Annotated in this window: 3 protein-coding genes; all 3 read left to right on the top strand. The window is 40.0% G+C overall.

Annotated elements, in window-relative coordinates; all coding sequences use genetic code 11:
- Positions 1-1,496 (top strand): ABC transporter ATP-binding protein (locus ACKI5B_RS05125; protein ID WP_407426486.1); only part of this gene is annotated, 1,496 nt, incomplete at its 5' end.
- Positions 1,493-2,560 carry an ABC transporter permease gene (locus ACKI5B_RS05130; protein WP_407426488.1) on the top strand — a complete coding sequence of 356 codons (1,068 nt, stop codon included), beginning with the start codon at positions 1,493-1,495 and terminating at the stop codon, positions 2,558-2,560. The genes ACKI5B_RS05125 and ACKI5B_RS05130, both read left to right, overlap by 4 nt.
- The coding region (locus ACKI5B_RS05135; protein ID WP_407426490.1) for an ABC transporter permease at positions 2,557-3,074 on the top strand (518 nt) is incomplete at its 3' end. The genes ACKI5B_RS05130 and ACKI5B_RS05135, both read left to right, overlap by 4 nt.

Here is a 3,074-nt window from a genome sequence, read left to right on the forward strand (position 1 = left end):
CATTAGAAGTAAAACATCTTTCAAAAACATTTGGTTCGGTTTATGCAAACCGTGATATCTCTCTTGAAGTCCGTCATGGCGAGATTCTGGCACTGCTTGGTGAAAACGGCAGTGGAAAATCAACTTTTGTAAATCAGCTTGCAGGTATTTATGCTCCTGAATCAGGTGAAATTATAATCGACGGTAAAAAGGTAAATTTTAAATCCCCCCAGGATGCAATTGAGTGCGGCGTCGGCATGGTTCATCAGCATTTTAAACTTGTTGATGTTATGAGTGCCCTTGAAAATATTACTCTTGGCGAAAAAAAAGACGGCTTTTTTGTAAAAAAATCCAGACTTTTCGAAAAAATCAACGAAATTCAAAAGAAATTCGGGTTTTCAATAGATTTAAATCAGAAACTTTATTCAATGTCTGTCTCAGAAAAGCAGACAGTTGAAATCATAAAAATTCTTTATCAGGGGGCGCGGATTTTAATTCTTGACGAGCCTACCGCAGTTTTAACACCTCAGGAAACAGAAAAACTTTTTGCAGTCCTTCGCCGCATGAAGGAAAACGGCTGTTCAATCATAATCATTACTCACAAACTTAACGAGGTTATGGAAATTTCTGACCGTGTAGCTGTTATGCGAAAAGGAGAATTCGCCGGCATGGTCGAAACTTCTTCCTGTACAGAAAAATCTCTTGCACGCCTTATGCTTGGCGGCAAATTTGAATATAAAGTAACCCGCGTTGCTGCCGGACGAAGCCAGAATCCGGTTCTGGTTGTAAATAATCTTTCAAGCAAAAACGCTTACGGAAAAAAATCACTCGACAATATTTCATTTAATCTTTATGGCGGGGAAATTCTTGGTGTTGCAGGCATTGTAGGTTCCGGTCAGAAAGAGCTCTGTGAATGTCTTACAGGTCTTTTAAAATCTGACAGCGGTGAAGCACTTTTTGAAAATCAGAACCTTTTAAAGCTTTCACCAATTGCAATCAAAAAACTCGGAGTGCGCATGAATTTCGTTCCTGAAGACAGACTTGGAATGGGGCTTGCTGCCGGTCTTGATATTGCAGAAAACGTAATGATGCGCTCTTATTCAGAAGAATCCAAATTCTTTTTGGACCGTAAAAAAGGCAGTGAAATGGCAAATGAAATTGTTGACCGTTATGCAATTTCAACTCCTTCAATTCATAATCCAGTACGTCAGCTTTCAGGCGGTAATATTCAGAAGGTTCTTTTAGGCCGTGAACTTGAAATGCATCCTAAATTTTTAATTGTAGCTTATCCTTTCCGCGGGCTTGATGTCGGTGCTACTAACAATATCATCAATATGATTAACGAACAGAAAAAAAAGGGAGTTGCAATCCTTCTTGTCGGCGAAGACATAGACCAGCTTTGTGCTTTATGTGACCGCCTTATGGTTATTCATGACGGAAGCGTTAAGGGAATCGTAAATCCAGAAAATGCAACACGTGAAGATATCGGTCTTATGATGATGGGGAAGAAAATATGATTAGAATTGCAATGCAGAAAAACTTAACCCAAAAACAGAAAATTTTTGTCCGTACAGCTGCTGTCTTTTCGGCAGTTTTGTGTTCAATGCTTGTGCTTGCATTTATGGGATTAAATCCTTTTAGAGTTTATGCTAATATTTTTTCAGGCTGTTTTGGGACTTTTTATCGCTTTAAGCAGGTTGTTTACAAGGCTGTTCCGCTTACAATTCTTTCACTCGGATGCTGTGTGGCTTTTAAAATGAAGTTCTGGAATATTGGAGCTGAAGGTCAGTTTTATATGGGTGCTTTTGCTGCCACCTGGGCCTTTATGCTTTTTCCGAATCTTCCAAGCGGTGTTCTTCTTCCTGTTATGGCTCTTTTTGCCCTTGTTGCAGGCGGTATTTTTGCTCTTATTCCGGCTGCCCTCAAAATAAAATGGGGAACAAGCGAAACTTTAGTTACTCTCATGCTTAATTATGTTGCTCAGAAATGGGTCAGCTATCTTAAATACAGCTATCTTCCTTGGCGCGACCCTCACGGAGGCGGTTCTCCAAAAATCGTAAACTTCAGTGAAAATGCAGTTTTGCCGAATATATTTGGAATTCATGCCGGCTGGATAATTGCGCTTGTGCTTGTTTTTGCAATGTATTTTCTTCTCAAAAAAACAAAGTTTGGTTACGAAGTTTCTGTAATCGGCGAAAGTTTTGATACTGCACGATATGCAGGAATCAATGTAAGCCGCACGATTATAATTGCCGTCGTTCTTTCAGGCGGTCTTTGCGCTCTGGCCGGAATGATTCAGGCAAGCGCAATCGAAAAATCACTTACTGATAACATGTCAAACGGAATGGGCTTTACTGCCGTCATTACAACCTGGCTCAGTCAGCTTGATCCTCTTATTTCACTTGCAGTTTCATTTGTATTCAGTGTACTTTTGCAGGGCGGAAGCTATCTACAGACATCAATGGGTGTTCCTGCAAGCATGGGAAGCATTATTCAGACGATTATCATTTTCTTCGTTTTAGGAAGTGAATTTTTTGTAAGATACAGGTTTGTCTTTGAGAAAAAGGCGGTGAAATCATGATTTTAGCTTTTGCTTTGTTTTTACAGGTCGCAGTTCAGACAGGAACACATATTCTCTACGGAATTTTAGGAGGAATTCTCTTCGAAAAATCCGGTCAGACAAATCTTGGAACCGAAGGAATGATGCTTTTAGGAGCTGCTTTCGGCTATCTTGCGGGAAGCGCAATTGGAAATCCTTTCCTTGCAGTTATCTGTGCAGGTCTTGCAGGAAGTGCCGGGGCTTTGATTTATGCTTTCATTACGATTACGCTGCGTGGAAATCAGGTTGTAACAGGCCTGGTATTAACAACTTTTGGAACCGGTGTTGCAAGTTTTATGGGAAAATATCTTGCAGCTTCTCCTTTAAGTGCAGATTTTAAATCGGCTTTTTCTGTAATTTCAATTCCGCTTCTTTCGAAAATTCCTGTCTTCGGAAAAATGCTTTTTGAACAGGGAATTTATGTTTATATTTCGCTGATTTTCGCTTTTATTCTCTGGGCCTATTACCGCTATACCCGCTGGGGATTAAATATCCG

This window comes from Treponema sp., from assembly GCF_045657965.1.
Taxonomy (GTDB): Bacteria; Spirochaetota; Spirochaetia; order Treponematales; family Treponemataceae; genus Treponema_D.